The sequence below is a fragment of the Flavobacterium frigoritolerans genome (genome assembly GCF_025847275.1).
Lineage (GTDB): Bacteria > Bacteroidota > Bacteroidia > Flavobacteriales > Flavobacteriaceae > Flavobacterium > Flavobacterium frigoritolerans.
This window is the reverse complement of record NZ_JAOZEV010000006.1, coordinates 18399-34215: the sequence shown is the minus strand read 5'-3', so window position 1 is coordinate 34215 and position 15817 is coordinate 18399. Positions and strand designations below refer to the sequence as shown.

12 protein-coding genes are annotated in these 15817 nt (G+C 32.4%); 10 read left to right on the top strand and 2 right to left on the bottom strand.

Translation table 11 applies throughout. From position 1 onward, the window contains the following. Positions 1–94 precede the first annotated feature (94 nt). The 8 genes from OIU80_RS09570 (at position 95) to OIU80_RS09535 (ending at position 10895) form a co-directional block, all read left to right on the top strand. Positions 95–868 carry a DeoR/GlpR family DNA-binding transcription regulator gene (locus OIU80_RS09570; RefSeq protein WP_264286797.1) on the top strand — a complete coding sequence of 258 codons (774 nt, stop codon included), beginning with the start codon at positions 95–97 and terminating at the stop codon, positions 866–868. Positions 869–1063: 195 nt separating this feature from the next. Continuing rightward, positions 1064–3583: a type I DNA topoisomerase gene (topA, locus tag OIU80_RS09565; RefSeq protein ID WP_264286796.1), complete on the top strand. Its 2520-nt coding sequence runs from the start codon at positions 1064–1066 to the stop codon at positions 3581–3583. A 3-nt stretch (positions 3584–3586) separates the two neighbouring features. Further along, positions 3587–4738 carry a formimidoylglutamase gene (locus OIU80_RS09560; protein WP_264286795.1) on the top strand — a complete coding sequence of 384 codons (1152 nt, stop codon included), beginning with the start codon at positions 3587–3589 and terminating at the stop codon, positions 4736–4738. 265 nt (positions 4739–5003) lie between these two features. Next, positions 5004–6395, top strand: coding sequence for a T9SS ring complex lipoprotein PorK/GldK (gene porK / locus OIU80_RS09555; protein ID WP_264286794.1), 1392 nt, complete (start codon positions 5004–5006; stop codon positions 6393–6395). A gap of 76 nt (positions 6396–6471) precedes the next feature. Next, positions 6472–7119: a type IX secretion system motor protein PorL/GldL gene (gene porL / locus OIU80_RS09550; RefSeq protein WP_264286793.1), complete on the top strand. Its 648-nt coding sequence runs from the start codon at positions 6472–6474 to the stop codon at positions 7117–7119. A gap of 48 nt (positions 7120–7167) precedes the next feature. Then, positions 7168–8706 (top strand): type IX secretion system motor protein PorM/GldM, encoded by a 1539-nt coding sequence (porM, locus tag OIU80_RS09545; protein ID WP_264286792.1) that lies wholly within the window; start codon positions 7168–7170, stop codon positions 8704–8706. 50 nt (positions 8707–8756) lie between these two features. Next, the gene (porN, locus tag OIU80_RS09540) at positions 8757–9746 is read left to right on the top strand and encodes a type IX secretion system ring subunit PorN/GldN (RefSeq protein ID WP_264286990.1); all 990 of its coding nucleotides are present in this window, start codon (positions 8757–8759) and stop codon (positions 9744–9746) included. A gap of 96 nt (positions 9747–9842) precedes the next feature. Beyond that, positions 9843–10895: an NAD(P)/FAD-dependent oxidoreductase gene (locus OIU80_RS09535; RefSeq protein ID WP_264286791.1), complete on the top strand. Its 1053-nt coding sequence runs from the start codon at positions 9843–9845 to the stop codon at positions 10893–10895. Between the two features lie 66 nt (positions 10896–10961). Here OIU80_RS09535 and OIU80_RS09530 read toward each other — a convergent pair whose 3' ends face one another. Further along, entirely contained in the window at positions 10962–11345 is a 384-nt protein-coding gene (locus OIU80_RS09530; protein WP_264286790.1) for a DUF983 domain-containing protein, read from the bottom strand. A gap of 461 nt (positions 11346–11806) precedes the next feature. On the opposite strand from OIU80_RS09530, the gene OIU80_RS09525 reads away from it, so the two are divergent. Continuing rightward, positions 11807–13714: an ABC transporter ATP-binding protein gene (locus OIU80_RS09525; RefSeq protein ID WP_264286789.1), complete on the top strand. Its 1908-nt coding sequence runs from the start codon at positions 11807–11809 to the stop codon at positions 13712–13714. A 197-nt stretch (positions 13715–13911) separates the two neighbouring features. Here OIU80_RS09525 and OIU80_RS09520 read toward each other — a convergent pair whose 3' ends face one another. Then, positions 13912–14880, bottom strand: coding sequence for an App1 family protein (locus tag OIU80_RS09520; RefSeq protein WP_264286788.1), 969 nt, complete (start codon positions 14878–14880; stop codon positions 13912–13914). A 61-nt stretch (positions 14881–14941) separates the two neighbouring features. Here OIU80_RS09520 and OIU80_RS09515 point away from each other — a divergent pair, with 61 nt between their 5' ends. Continuing rightward, positions 14942–15811: a diacylglycerol/lipid kinase family protein gene (locus OIU80_RS09515; protein ID WP_264286787.1), complete on the top strand. Its 870-nt coding sequence runs from the start codon at positions 14942–14944 to the stop codon at positions 15809–15811. Positions 15812–15817: the final 6 nt, after the last annotated feature.

Here is a 15817-nt window from a genome sequence, read left to right as displayed (position 1 = left end):
ATTAAACGAAACCAAAAAAAATAAAGTGAAATTTATTTTATTATTTTATTTTTGTATCTTTCGCCATGAAGAATCTTAATATTAAAGCTGCATTATGACCATTATCAACAGAAGACAAGAAGATATACTTAAAGAATTAGATCAGAAAGGATATGTTAATGTGGTTGATTTATGTGAAATGTATAATGTTTCAACCGTAACCATACGAAAGGATCTGAATTTTTTAGAAAATGAAAAGTTACTACATCGTACACATGGAGGGGCGAGCAAGAAGCCGATTTATGCTTTTGAAAGAGATGTTAGTGATAAGGAAACTTTGCAGGTAGAACAAAAAAAGCAAATAGCCAAAGAAGCTTTAAAGTATATTAGTGAACACGATTATATTATATTAGGTTCAGGTTCGAATATTCATTATTTGTCTCGAATAATTACTGGATTTCAAAAACTAACGGTGCTTACACCTTCTTTAAAAGTATCTCTAGAACTTAGTAAAGAAATGAATATTGATACGATACAGTTAGGTGGAGATGTTCGAAATAGTTCTACTTCAGCAGTTGGTCCGATAGCCGAAGCAACATTGAGTCAGTTTTCTTGCAATAAATTATTTCTAGGTACAGACGGTGTTCATTTAGAATTCGGTTTAAGTACATCAAATGCTTTAGAAGCACATTTAAATCAGGCTATGATTGAAGTAGCAGAAAAGGTTATAGTACTTGCAGATTCTACGAAGATGAATATAAGAGGTTTTGGTAAAATCTGTAATTTGAATAAAATTGATGTGCTTATTACTGATGATGGTATTGATCCGGAAACTAAGGTAAAACTGGAAGAAATTGGAATTGATGTGGTTATTGCTGGAAAATTTTAGTTTATAGGGGGCTGTTTTATTTTGGTCATTTTATAAGGTGAATGATTTGGGTGTATTTGAGTATTTGTATTGTAAGAAAAAACATGTAATTTTGTTTATATTTGGGCACTTATTAATAGTATAAAATATTTTTAAAATTTACTAAAGCGCAATATTTAAAAAAAATAGATACTTTTGTTCCAGAAAAATAGAGTAATGGCAAAGAATTTAGTAATAGTTGAGTCACCTGCAAAGGCAAAAACGATAGAGAAATTTTTAGGAAGTGATTTTCAAGTAGAGTCAAGTTATGGGCATATTGCCGACTTGCCTTCGAAAGAAATCGGTGTAGATGTAGAGAATGGTTTTAAACCTAAATATGAAGTTTCTCCAGATAAAAAAGCTTTGGTTAGTAAGCTAAAAACATTATCTAAGAATGCCGAAATGGTTTGGTTGGCAAGTGATGAGGATCGCGAGGGGGAGGCTATTTCATGGCATCTTGCTGAGGAATTGAAATTGGATACAAAAAAAACCAAGCGAATTGTTTTTCACGAAATTACAAAATCGGCTATCCTAAAAGCAATTGAAAATCCAAGAGAAATAGATTATAATTTGGTTAATGCACAGCAAGCGCGTCGTGTATTAGATAGATTAGTAGGATATGAATTGTCTCCTGTTTTATGGAGGAAAATTAAAGGAGGTTTATCAGCAGGACGTGTGCAGTCAGTTTCTGTGCGTTTAATTGTTGAAAGAGAACGTGAAATTCAGAATTTTAAAGCTGTAGCATCATATTCTGTTGTTGCGGAGTTTACTAATGAAAGCGGAAAAACGTTCAAGGCTAAATTGCCTAAAAATTTTAATACAAAAAAAGAAGCTGAAGATTTTTTAAATAAAAACATAGGTTCTTCATATAAGGTTTCAGACTTAGAAACGAAACCTACCAAAAAATCACCAACAGCACCATTTACAACTTCTACCTTGCAACAAGAGGCAGCGAGAAAATTGTATTTGCCAGTTGGAATCACAATGCAGTTAGCACAACGTTTATACGAAGCAGGACTTATTACTTATATGAGAACTGATAGTGTTAATCTTTCTAAAGATGCGATGGATGCTGCTCAGGCAGAAATTATTAAATCGTACGGAAAAGAATTCTCAAAACCGAGAACTTTCACAAACAAGAGTAAGGGAGCGCAAGAAGCACACGAGGCGATTCGACCTACAGATATGTCGCGTCATACAGTGAATATTGACAGAGATCAAGCGCGTTTGTATGACTTGATTTGGAAAAGAACATTGGCTTCACAAATGAGTGATGCGCAATTAGAAAGAACCAATGTAAAAATTGAAGCTAATAATCATAGTGAAATATTTACAGCATCTGGAGAAGTTTTGCTTTTTGAAGGATTCTTAAAGGTGTATCTTGAAGGTCATGACGATGACGAGGAGGAGCAAGAAGGAATGTTGCCAGCAATGAAAGTGAATGAAAAATTAATAAACAACTACATCACGGCTACTGAAAGATATTCAAGACCGCCAGCGCGTTATACAGAAGCTTCTTTGGTGAAGAAATTAGAAGAGTTGGGTATTGGTCGACCTTCTACTTATGCACCAACTATTTCGACTATTATCAACAGAAATTATGTTGAAAAAGGAAATCTTGACGGACAAGAACGTAATTATACACAACTTACTTTGCAATCTAATAAGGTAGGAGAGAAGTTGCTTAAAGAAAATACAGGTTCGGATAAAGGAAAGTTAGTTCCAACTGATATCGGAACAATTGTTACAGATTTCTTGGTTAAGAATTTTGGGACAATATTAGATTATAATTTTACAGCAAAAGTAGAGCAGGATTTTGATGAAATTGCTGAGGGAAATATTGATTGGGCACAAATGATGCAGGAGTTTTATGATAAATTCCATCCAAATGTGAAAGATGTAGAGGCGAATGCTGAAAGAGAAAGTGGAGAGAGAATATTAGGAAAAGATCCAGTTTCAGGAAGACCAGTTTCAGTTCGTTTAGGGAAGTTTGGTCCAATGGCGCAAATAGGAGAGCCGGATGATGAAGATAAGAAATTTGCCAGTTTAATGGCTGATCAGAATATTGGAAACATAACGTTGGAAGAAGCTTTGAATTTGTTTTTATTGCCTAAAAACTTAGGTGAATATAAAGGAGAAGAAGTAGAAGTAAGTAATGGACGTTACGGGCCTTATGTCCGTCATGGAAGTGTTTTTATTTCGTTGCCAAAAGGAGAAGATCCATTAGATGTAACAATTACCAGAGCACAAGAGTTAATAGATGAAAAAGCACTTGCTGATGCTCCTATTGCTGTTTATAAAGGAGAAGGAGTGCAAAAAGGAGTAGGTCGTTTTGGCCCATTTATCAAATGGAATGGATTGTTTATTAATGTAAGTAAAAAATACGATTTTGATAATTTGTCACAATCGGATATTGAAGCTTTGATTGAAGATAAACTTCAGAAAAATATTGATAAAGTACTTCATAACTGGGAAGAAGAAGGAATCTTAGTTGAAAAAGCACGATGGGGACGTTCGGTTATCACAAAAGGTAAAATTAAAATTGAATTAAGTAAAGATGTTGATGCTACAAAATTGACTTTGGCTGAAGTTCAGGAAATGATAGCTAAGAAAACCCCAGTAAAAAAGACAGCTGCAAAAAAAGCGCCAGCGGCTAAAAAAGCTGTAGCGAAAAAAACAGTAGCAAAAAAGAAATAAAAAATGGAATTTGATTTTCTACAACCAGTTGCCGAAGAAATTCTAAACTACGTTGGTACCTTGTCTTCTCAAGAATTGGGAAGTAAAATAGTTTTGCATACCAAAGATCAATTTCCGGATATAACTAAGGTTAATATAGCTATAATTGGGGTTTTGGATAATCGCGGAGATGTATCAGCGATTAATGATGTGGATTTAAATCCATTTCGGAAAAAACTATATGGCATGTTTCCCGGAAATTGGGATATGTCTATTGCTGATTTAGGAGATATTGTGCCAGGAGATTCGGTAGATGATACTTATTATCTTTTGAAGAAAATAACAGCAGCTTTAATAAAAAACAGAGTGGTGCCTATCGTGATAGGTGGATCTCAGGATTTAACTTATGCATTATATCGTGCTTACGATGATTTAGAGCAGATGGTTAACTTAGTTGCAGTCGATAATAAATTTGATTTTGGAAAAGAAAGCGAAGATTCTTCAGCAACTTCTTATTTAACTAAAATTATAGTAGACGCACCTAACAATTTATTTAATTACTGTAATATCGGATATCAGACTTATTATAATTCGCAAGAAGAGATAGATTTAATTGAGAAATTGTTTTTTGATGCTTATCGATTGGGTGAGATTTCAAATAAAATTGCGCTAGCAGAGCCAGTTTTTAGAGATGCCGATTTAGTAAGTTTCGATTTAAATTCAGTTAAATCTGCCGATTCAGGGAATACTTTTGCTTTTGAACCTAATGGTTTTGATGGTAAAGAAATCTGTTCGCTTGCGAGATATGCTGGAATTAGTGATAAAGTCTCAACCTTTGGAGTATTTAATCATAATAATACATTGCAGGAAGCTCCAATAATAGCGCAAATAGTTTGGTATTTCATCGAAGGGTATCATTATCGTTCAAATGAGTATCCATATGGTAGCCGAAAAAACTATTTAAAATATATAGTTCCATTAGAGGAAGAGGAGTTGGTTTTTTATAAAAGTGACAAAACAGACCGTTGGTGGATAGAGATACCATTTATTTCAAATGAGAATAATAAATTGAAGAGAAATACGTTGTTATCTTGTTCTTATGATGAATATTTGATAGCTTGTAATCAGGAATTACCTGAAAGATGGTGGAAAGCACAACGGAAAAATACTGTGTAATCGTTTTCGTAATAAGATGCTAATGATTTAAGGGTTTTTTGAATACTTGTTTTTGGTTTTATTAGCAGGGTTAAACTTACAAATATTAAAATTTAACGTTTTTTAGCGGTATTTCGTAGCAGTTTATCGACTAAATATTTTTTTTTTATTTTTTTTAACTTTAATTTTGGACCGTGAAATAAATTACACAAAAAGCTATTGTTTTTTTAAAAAATAATAAATAGGTTTACGGACTTATAATAATGAATAGATAATCCAAATATATATGAAGAAGTTTATTGCATTTGCGGCATTTTTAACACTAATGATTAGTTGTGGTAGGTCAAGTGACAAAGGAGAATTGGTAGGTGTTAAAGGCGGGAAATGGTATCCAGAAAAACCTTATGGAATGACTTTGATTCCAGGAGGATCTTTTATCATGGGTAAGTCAGATGATGACTTGGCTCAAGTAGAGGATGCGCCAACTAAAACCGTTACCGTTCGTTCTTTTTATATGGATGAGACAGAGATAACAAATAGTGAGTACCGTCAATTTGTAGAATGGGTTAAAGATTCTACTATGAGAGTTCGTTTGGCTATTATGGCTGACGAAATGGGGCAAAAACCAGGTGAATCTAAAGGTAAAAAAGGTGGAAGTATAGGTGATTATGCTTTTAACGATTCAGATCCAGAAAAGATGACAGCTTATGATAAGTATATGTACGATAATTATTATAGTATAGGTACTGCTGATGATCCTTACGCTGGAAGAAAGTTAAACAAAAAAGTGAAATTACCTAAGAGTACACAAGCATATCCAGATGAGTATTATGCAGAGGTAATGGATTCTATGTATATTCCTGTTGAAGAATCATATAATGGTTTAAGAACGATGGATGTTAACAAGTTGAAATTTAGATATTCTTGGATGGATATTCAGGCTGCAGCTAAAGCTAAAGTAGGAAAAAGAAAAGATTTCGTTAAGACAGAAGAAGTTAAGGTTTACCCAGATACAACAGTTTGGATTAAAGATTTTACTTATTCATATAATGAGCCAATGCATAATGATTATTTCTGGCATAAAGCATATGGAGATTATCCTGTTGTAGGAGTAAAATGGACTCAGGCAAAAGCATTTTGTGCTTGGAGAACTTTAAATAAAAACTCATACATCAAATCAAAAAAGAAAGGACATGATTTAGTAAACTCTTTCAGATTGCCAACAGAGGCAGAATGGGAGTATGCTGCTAGAGGAGGTCTGGAGTCTGGAACTTATCCTTGGGGAGGTCCTTATATCAGAAATGATAGAGGTTGTTTTATGGCTAACTTTAAGCCAAATAGAGGAGATTATGCTGCAGATAATGCTTTGTATACTGTAGAAGCAAAATCATATGATCCAAATGGTTACAATTTGTACAATATGGCAGGGAACGTTGCAGAGTGGACAGATTCATCTTATAGTCCAAATGCTTACGAATATGTATCAACTATGAATCCTAATGTACAGGATACTTCAAACAAACGTAAAGTAGTGCGTGGAGGTTCATGGAAAGATGTTGCTTATTTCTTGCAAGTAAGTACTAGAGATTTTGAATACGCAGATTCTGCAAGAAGTTTTATCGGTTTTAGAACTGTTCAAGATTATATGGGAACGCAATCAACTGGAAATAAAAAATAATTAATTATTAAGAGAAAGTAAATTAAATACAATAACCAAATCCTTATTTTAAAACCTAAAACAAACAAACAGAATTATGGCATTATTAAGTAAAAAAGCGATGAACTTCGCTTACGGTATGGGAGCAGCAGTAGTAATTATTGGAGCTTTATTCAAAATTACTCACTTTGAAATCGGGCCGTTAACAGGAACCTTGATGCTTTCAATCGGATTAGTAACTGAGGCATTAATTTTTGCTTTATCTGCTTTTGAACCAGTTGATGATGAATTAGATTGGACATTAGTTTATCCAGAATTGGCAAATGGATCAGCAAAAGCTAAAGTAGCAAAAGTTGAAACACCATCTGATGCGCAAGGTTTATTATCTCAAAAATTAGACGTTATGCTTAAAGAAGCTAAAATTGACGGAGAATTAATGTCAAGCTTAGGTAACAGTATCAAAAACTTTGAATCTGCTGCCAAAAGTATTTCGCCTACAGTTGATTCAATTGCTTCTACTAAAAAATACAGCGAAGAATTATCTACTGCAGCTGCACAAATGGAATCATTAAATAGTTTATATAAAGTTCAATTAGAAAGTGCTTCAAGAAATGCAGAAGCAAACAAAGAAATCGCTGAAAATGCAACAAAATTAAAAGAGCAAATGCAATCAATGACTGCAAATATTGCTTCTTTAAACAATGTATATGGTGGTATGCTTTCGGCTATGAATAATAAAGGATAATTAGTTAAAAACAATTATTATTAATAAAAAACTAATTATTTAGAAAATATGGCAGGAGGAAAATTAACCCCTAGACAGAAGATGATAAACCTGATGTATCTGGTTTTTATCGCAATGTTAGCAATGAATATGTCAAAAGAAGTTTTATCAGCTTTTGGCTTAATGAATGAAAAATTTGAAAGTGCAAACGAAGCTTCAAATATGTCTAATGAGCAAATGTTAACAGCATTAGATCAAAAGGCGGCTGAAGCAAAAGGAGAGTTTGAAATGGCTTCTCAAACAGCACATAAAGTACAAGCTATATCTAAGGACTTTTATGATTACATTGGCTCATTAAAAGGTGATGTTTTAAAAGGATTCGAAAAAGACGCAGCAACTGGAAAGTTACCATATGAAAATATGGATAAAGGAGATAATATCGACAATTGGTTTACTGGAGAAGGTTATACTGCAAAAGGTAACGAGATTGTTGCAAAAATAAATAAGTACAAAGCTGACATGAAAGCTGCATTGAGCGATAAAAAGTACAGTGCAATTGTAGCAGAGATTGAAAATAAATTTAATACTTCTGACGTTAAAAACCAAGAAGGATTAAAAGATAAATTTTTAACTTATCATTTTAAAGGTTTCCCAGCTGTTGCATCAGTTGCAAAATTATCAGCTTGGCAAAGTGATGTTAAAAAAGCAGAATCTGATGTATATAGTTCAGCTTTAGGAAAAGCAGCAGTAGCAGCAGCTTCTTATAGTAATTATAAAGCAATTGTTGTTCTTGATAAAAGTGCTTACTTTCAAGGAGAAACTGTTACAGGTAAAGTTGTTTTAGGTCGTTATGACGAAAACACAAAACCTACTTCATTCTCTGGACCAGGTAAAATTGTTAATGGACAAGCTGTTATTTCGATGACTGCTGGTGGAATTGGAGAGCAAAGTATTAACGGACAATTTACATTCTTAGAAGATGGGAAAACGATTCCACTTAAATTTGAAGGTAAATATGTTGTAGTACCAAAACCAAATTCAGCTACTATTTCTGCTGATAAAATGAATGTAGTTTATAGAGGTGTTGTTAACCCTATCTCAGTTTCATTTGCTGGAGTTGCTGATAATAAAGTTGTAGCAAGTGCTCCAGGATTGTCTTCTGCAGGTAAACCAGGAAAATATAATATGAATCCAGGTACAGGTACAGAAACTACAATTTCTGTTACAGGTACATTGCCAAATGGAACTACTGTTTCTGATAAGAAAACGTTCAGAATTAAAGGTATTCCTGGACCAAGTGGAACTATTAGAGGAGAAATGGGTATCGTAAAAGGACCTAAATCAAACTTAGAAGTAGCAACAATAGGAGCTAAATTAGTTGATTTTGATTTTGAAGTTGGATTAGATGTTGTTGGATTTAATTTAAAAGTTACTGGGCAACCTACAGTTGTAGTTTCTGGTAATAGATTAAATGCACAATGTAAATCAGTTCTTTCAAAAGCAGGTAGAGGTGACCAAGTCACTATTTCTGAGATTAAAACTAAACTTGTTGGAGCAGGAAGTTATTTATTACCTAGAACTTCTCCAGTAATTTTTGAAATACAATAATAAGTAGAATTATAAAGTAAACTACTTCAATATCTTATACTGATACCATGATGAATGTAAGAAATTTTTTAATAGCTATTATCTCTGTTGCAGGGAGTTATACCACATTTGCACAGTCGAATTTGCTTAATGCAAAAACACCTGCAGAAATTGGTTTGAAAACGCCAGCACAACTTATTTCAGATAATGACAAACCATTAGCTTATGGTTACGTACACGATAGAGATGTTTTGATGGGAAAAACGGTTTGGGAAATCATTGATTTGAACGAAAAAATCAACTTCTCACTATATTTTCCAATTGATACAGCAAATATCGGTTCAGACAGACGTTCTATGTACGATGTCTTGACAAAGGCAATTAAAAATGGTAAAATTACTGAAGTATACACTGATAGTTATTTCAATACCAAAAAGTCTATGAAAGATATTCAGGCTTCTTTATCACGTATCGATACAACAGATGCAGGTAGAGAGCAATTGAATCAAGATCCGGGTGCGTATGTTATGCAAACGATCGAAAAAAAGAAGACAACAGGTAAAGGAAAGAACAAAGTAACTACAAGTGAAACAGTAACTGTTCCTGCATCTAAAACGATATCTTCTGAGTATATCTTGAAAACTGATTTAACAGCTCAAGATGTTACAGAATATAAAATTAAAGGGTATTGGTATTTTGACAAGCGTCAAAGTGAATTGAAGTATCGTCTATTAGGAATTTGTCCTGTTACTCCAGATGTTTACACTATTAATAGTGAAGAAAAAGATTATATCGAATTGTTCTGGGTATTCTTCCCAGATGCTAGAAATGTCTTGCATGAAGCTAAAGCTTTTAATGACAAGAACTCTGCAATGCCAATTTCTTTTGATCAAATCTTAAACTCTAGACGTTTTAATAGTACAATCTATAAAGAAGAAAATGTTTATGGAGATAGAGCTATAGAAGAATACATGAAGGATAATGCTCAGAATCAATTGTTAGAATCTGAGAGAGTGAAAGAGAAAATTAGAAATTTCGAATCAGATATGTGGAATTACTAAAAAATAATTTCCTTCTTTAATATAAACTCTTACCATTCGTGGTAAGAGTTTTTTTTTATTTAAGTTTGATGGCTGTAACAGTTTAATTTATTTTTAATGATTGACTATTTAATTATTGGCTCAGGTTTGGCTGGGATTTCTTTTTCAGAAAAAGCATTGTCGCACAATAAATCTATTTTGGTAGTAGATGATAAATCACAAAACTCTTCAAAAATTGCAGGAGGATTGTATAATCCAGTAATTTTAAAAAGATTTAGTGAAGTATGGCAAGCACAAGAACAGCTTGTTTTAATGGATTCCTTTTATGTAGCTATAGAAAGTAAACTAGCTACAAAATTTAACTATCAACTACCAATCTTGAGAAAGTTTTTTTCGATAGAAGAACAAAACAATTGGTTTAGTGCTTCAGATAAAAAAAACTTAGCACCATTTTTGTCTACTAAGTTAATTTCTAAAAAATACAATAGTATAGATTCTCCATATGATTATGGCGAAGTTTTGCATACAGGTTATGTTGATACCGCTTTATTATTAGAAAAATATAGTGAATATTTACTTACTAATAATTTGTTGCTGCAAGAATCGTTTGATTATAATCAAATAGAGTTTTTAGATTCAGGTATACAATATAAAAACATCCGAGCACGTCATATCATTTTTGCAGAAGGGTTTGGATTGCATAAGAATCCATTTTTTAATGATTTGCCTTTGGATGGAACAAAAGGAGAATTGTTTATCATAAAAGCAGTAGGCTTAAATTTAGATGTAATTGTAAATACAAGTGTATTTATATTGCCTTTAGGCAATGATTTGTTTAAAGTGGGGGCAACGTACAACTGGAAGGATAAAACGGATTTGCCTACTGAAGAAGCTAAACAGGAACTTTTAGAGCGTATTCGTGAAATTATTACTTGCGAATTTGAAATCGTAGCGCATTTTGCGGGAGTTCGCCCAACTGTAAAAGACAGAAGGCCATTGGTAGGAACACATAATATGCATAAATCGCTTCATATCCTTAACGGGCTAGGGACACGTGGGGTCATGCTTGGACCAGCTATGGCAAAAGCTTTATTTGAAAATATTGAAAATGAAGTGCCTTTGGATGATGAAATAAATATCCAACGATTTTATAGAAAGAAGAATAAGTAGATTATCTAAGTTCGACTGTGCTATCTGAACTGTATACAGAATTTTAGTTTTCTAGTTATTACCTAATTATTTTATGTTAGTAGTTGGGTCGTAAGAAACAAACATATTAATGTAAATGTTTCTTGACCATCTTAATACAAAAGGAAATAATAGAATAAGAGTTATTACAATTGCTATAAACGAAGTTTCAATGCTTGAGTTTAATAAAACATAAGATATAACAAAGGCTGCAATACCTAAAGCAACGTTTAAACCATAACTCACATACATCGCTCCGTAAAAAAAGGAAGGCTCAATTTGATATACAAATCCGCAATGACTACAAGATTCATTCATTTTTAAAACCTTAGTTAAATGTAACGGGTTCTTGTCTTCGTACATACTTTCGTTTTGACATTTAGGACAAGTGCCTTTTAAAATACTATTTAGTTTAGATCCTTTTTTGAACATTTTGGGTAAGTTTTTGTGATATGTAAAAGTATACTGTATCAATTCCGAAGTTATGAAGTACAGTTGTTTTAAATAAAAAATGATGAATTTAGATCAAAGATAATCATTGATTATCATATTAACAATTTTCGATTCTTAATATCCTAAAATGCATAAATAAGAGAGGCTAAGTATGTTGTAAACAGGGTTTTTAACTTTATAGTATAATACATTCCTTTTCACTACCTTTGCATTTTTAAAATTATAAGTAAAACGCAATATAAATTGCTATATGTTTTAGAAAATCAAGAATCAAAAATACGGATTACGGGTCAATTAAATGTAAAATTAAAGCTTTGGTAAGCTTGAAAAACATTTAGTTGTTCAGGAAAAAGTATTTTAATGTCTACAAAAAATTAGATTTTCATTAATTTGAAAATATTAATTTACACAATCAATTAGTTATAAAATAACAATAATAAATGCTTAATATACATAATTTATCTGTTTCGTTTGGGGGATCTTATTTGTTTGAGGAAGTTACTTTTCGTTTAGGTGCAGGAGATCGAGTAGGTCTTGTAGGGAAAAATGGTGCTGGAAAATCAACAATGCTAAAAATTCTTGCAGGCGATTTTAAACCAGATTCAGGACAAATTGCAACAGAGAAAGAGGTACGAATGGGGTTTCTGCGTCAGGATATCGATTTTGAACAAGGAAGAACAGTACTAGAAGAAGCCTACGAAGCTTTTACAGATATAAAAGTTGTAGAGAAAAAATTAGAGCAAATCAATCATCAATTGGTAACCAGAACCGATTATGAAAGTGAAGAATACAGCCAGATTATTGAAGATTTATCTGATTATACACACCGTTTCGAATTATTAGGAGGGTATAATTATGTTGGAGATACAGAGAAAATTCTTTTAGGTTTAGGTTTTAAGAGAGAAGTCTTTAATAACCAAACCGAAACCTTTTCAGGTGGGTGGAGAATGCGTATTGAGTTAGCAAAATTATTATTACAGTCTAACGATATTTTGTTACTGGATGAGCCTACGAATCACTTGGATATTGAGAGTATCATTTGGTTAGAAAGTTTCTTGCGTAATTATCCAGGAGTTGTGGTGATTGTATCGCACGATAAGATGTTTTTGGACAATGTAACCAACAGAACTATCGAAATTTCATTAGGTAAAGCATATGATTTTAATAAACCATATTCAGAATACTTATTGTTACGTCATGAAATTCGTGAAAAACAATTGGCTACTCAAAAAAATCAAGCCAAGAAAATTGAAGAAACAGAAAAGTTAATCGAGAAATTCCGTGCCAAAGCTTCTAAAGCATCAATGGCGCAATCGCTTATCAAGAAATTAGATAAAGTAGAACGTATTGAGGTAGATGAAGATGATAATTCGGTAATGAATATTTCTTTCCCAGTTTCTAAAGAGCCGGGTAGAGTAGTGGTCGAAGCTGATAGTGTTACAAAAGCTTACGGAGATAAAGTTATACTTAAAGATATAAATCTGTTAGTAGAACGTGGAAGCAAAATTGCTTTTGTGGGACAGAACGGACAAGGAAAATCAACTTTTATCAAAGCGATTGTTGATGAATTTGAATACCAAGGAAGCATAAAATTAGGACATAATGTTCAGTTGGGTTATTTTGCCCAAAATCAAGCAGAATATTTAGATGGAGAAATCACATTGTTGCAAACAATGGAAGATGCTGCAATGGATACCAACCGATCAAAAGTTCGTGATATGTTGGGATCATTTTTGTTTCGTGGAGATGATGTAGAAAAAAAGGTAAAAGTTCTTTCGGGAGGAGAAAGAAACCGTTTGGCATTATGTAAGTTGCTGTTGCAACCTATAAATGTTTTGTTGATGGATGAGCCTACGAATCACTTGGATATAAAATCTAAGAATGTATTAAAAGCAGCGCTTCAAAAATTTGGAGGAACTTTATTGCTTGTTTCTCACGATAGAGATTTTCTTCAGGGAATGTCTAATTTGGTATATGAATTTAAGGATCAAAAAATAAAAGAATATTTAGGAGACATCAATTATTTCTTAGAACAACGCAACTTAGAAAACATGCGTGAAGTAGAGAAAAAAGATGCGACAAAGGCAGGAGCTCCTAAAGAAAGTAATAAAGCTTCATACGAAGACCAAAAGAAAAATAAAGCGTTGCAGAATCGCTTGAGTAAAGTTGAAAGTCAAATCAAACAATTAGAAAAAGATATTCAGCACGATGATAAAATGTTAGCTTCAAACTATGATAAGCATATTGAAGATGCTTCATTTTTTATGGCATACAATAAAAAGAAAGCCGAATTAGATAAATTACTTTCAGAATGGGAAGTAGTTCAGGAAGAAATAGATAACTTGTAAGTTGTTTTAGCTTCGGCTAAAAGTATTCACAAAAAACTGCATTTCTAATGTTATTAAAAGAGGATCTAAAGTCACTTTTTTAAAACAAGAAATGCAGTTTTTTTTTGTTCTAGGTTTTCGTTGGTTTAGTTTTCAGTTTTTTACTTTGTATTTTTATCTGATATGTAATATCTGCCATCTTGCATCTAACATATAATTCAGGCAATAATACCAATCTTTTTAGAATGTTCAATTGCTTCACTGCTATGTTTGAAATAGCAAACAGAAACTTCAAGGTTCTCTAAATTTTTCATAATAGCTTCCGTTGCTTCCTTTTTATGTTTACCGGTTTGTCTTATATAAACTGCTTTCACAGTTACAGGAAATATTTTGCAAATTCTTTCGTATAATATTGGATCATGTTGAGAATCATCGCCTAGTAAAACATATTTAAGGTTTGGATAAAACTCCAGAACATGTTTAATTTTGTCAAACTTATGGTCATGATTTCCTCTGCCACTCATAAAAAAGTCGGATATTCCAGTTTTAATATCCTTTAATAATATTACAGCTCTTGGTAATTCATGTATTTTAGTAAACTGGATAATAAATCGATACAAATTCCATTCACTGCTTGAAATGTAGAAAAAAGCATTTTTTTCATTTTTATTGTTTCTTCCAGCAGAACTTAGTGCTTGGTAGTGGGGTACAACATCATCAAATATTTTGCGATCATTTACGTTTCTAAAGAGTAGAATGTATAATTTTTTGAAAAAATTCTTTGTATGCGAAATCAGGAAAGTATCATCAATATCTGATATAATTCCTAAATTTCCTTCATGAGGTCTGATGAAAGATGCAGAAGATGTTATTGTTTCACTTTTATGGGTAATACTAACTTCATAATCCATCCATCCAAAACCAGTTTCTTGTTTTAGAGGAATGCAAAATTTGAAAAAACCATCATCAAGGGTTTTGGTATGAATTTGTCGATCTCCATGTTTTAAATAAACATCGTAATTGGGAATCGTTTTTATCTGGAAAAGCTTAAGAACAGAAGTAGCATTTTTGAAATTTTTCTTTTGAAAATCATAATCATTAGCCGTTGATGGTTTAAAAATATGTCCCATGACAATTAGTTCCTGATCATTGGCATATCCGCGATATAATTTTAAAATAGGTTTCATTAATTGTGTACTTTTGGAATAACTAGTGTAATTACTTTTGAATAAATATAAAGATAAAATTTTGAAACGAAATATCTTATTTGTTGTAAACCCTATTTCGGGTGATTTGGATAAGTCAGAGCTTATTACAACAGTAAAATCCTATGCGGTAACCTGTCATATTAATTTAAAAGTTTATGAAACTACAGGAAAGAATGATATTACTCGAATAAGAGAGCTGCATAAAGAGTACTTGCCTGCTCGTATTATTGTTGCGGGCGGAGATGGAACTGTAAAGATGGTTGCCGAAGCTATGGAGCAATATGATGTTGTTGTTGGTATATTACCAGCAGGATCAGCTAATGGTTTATCGGTTGATTTAAATTTGCCAAAAACACTTGAGGAAAATTTGAGTATTGCTTTTCATAGTAATTATATCGAAATGGATATGATTTCTATTAATGGTAAAAAAAGTATTCATTTAAGTGATATTGGGCTGAATGCCGATTTAATTAAGAACTATGAAGAAAGTAATATAAGAGGATTTTGGGGTTATGCATCACAGGCCTACACAACTATAAAAGAGTCAGGAGATCCTTTTGTTGTGGCTATTACGGCAAATAACCAAACAGTAGAACACGAAGCACGGATGGTTGTAATTGCTAATTCTCAAAAATATGGGACAGGCGTTGTAATTAATCCAAATGGTACTGTAAATGACGGTAAATTTGAATTGGTAGTTTTAAAAAACCTCGATTTAATAATTCTTGGAAAAATAATTACAGGAAATATGCCTATTGATTCAGAGGATATTGTTATTATTTCGACAGATAGAGCGGTAATGAAAACAAATTATCCAGTTAGTTTTCAAGTCGATGGAGAATATTGTGGAGCAGAAACTGAACTAGATATCCATATTTTGCATAAGCAAATGAAAATTGCCATTCCTTAAGAACCT